Consider the following 619-nt stretch of genomic DNA (forward strand, 5'->3'; position numbering starts at 1 on the left):
GTGGTGAAAATCAGCGTCAGAGATTCCTCGACCAGTTAGACAGGAAAATTCATGACATCTGGGAAGATTCTGACGAAGTCTACGGTGCCCCACGGATTACTGCAGAACTCGCCGAGGGTGGGGTCTATGTGAATCGCAAAACCGTGGCCAAACGCATGCGGATGATGGGTATTGAAGGCATCTCACCCAGGGCGTTTGTTCCCGTAACGACGATTCAATCCAAGCGGAAGTCAACGCTTCCAGACCTAGTGAAACGCCTATTTGATCAAGGGCAGCTTAATCGAGTGTGGATGTCGGATATTACCTATCTACGCACGAATGAGGGCTGGCTGTACCTATGCGTTATCCGCGATGGACACTCCCGCCGAGTCCTAGGCTGGTCCATGGATAGTGTGCAGGATTCTTACCTAGTTGAACGTGCACTGCGCATGGCTTACACCCTGCGTGGTGAAGTACCCGACGGCGTGGTCTTCCACGCCGATCGTGGTACCCAGTTCACCAGCGAACAGCTGTGGCAGGTCTGTCAAGAACTAGGGATTGCACAATCGGTCGGCCGTACTGGTGTCTGCTTTGACAATGCGATGGCCGAGTCGTTCTGGTCGACATTGAAGACCGAATT

The 619-nt window shown here is 53.2% G+C and carries 1 protein-coding gene; it reads left to right on the plus strand.

Annotated features, from left to right (window positions below; all coding sequences use genetic code 11):
• On the plus strand, positions 1 to 619 hold a 619-nt coding region (locus tag QP908_RS11755), incomplete at both ends, for an IS3 family transposase (RefSeq protein WP_284772365.1).

The sequence above is a fragment of the Corynebacterium sp. MSK204 genome, from assembly GCF_030229885.1.
Lineage (GTDB): Bacteria > Actinomycetota > Actinomycetes > Mycobacteriales > Mycobacteriaceae > Corynebacterium.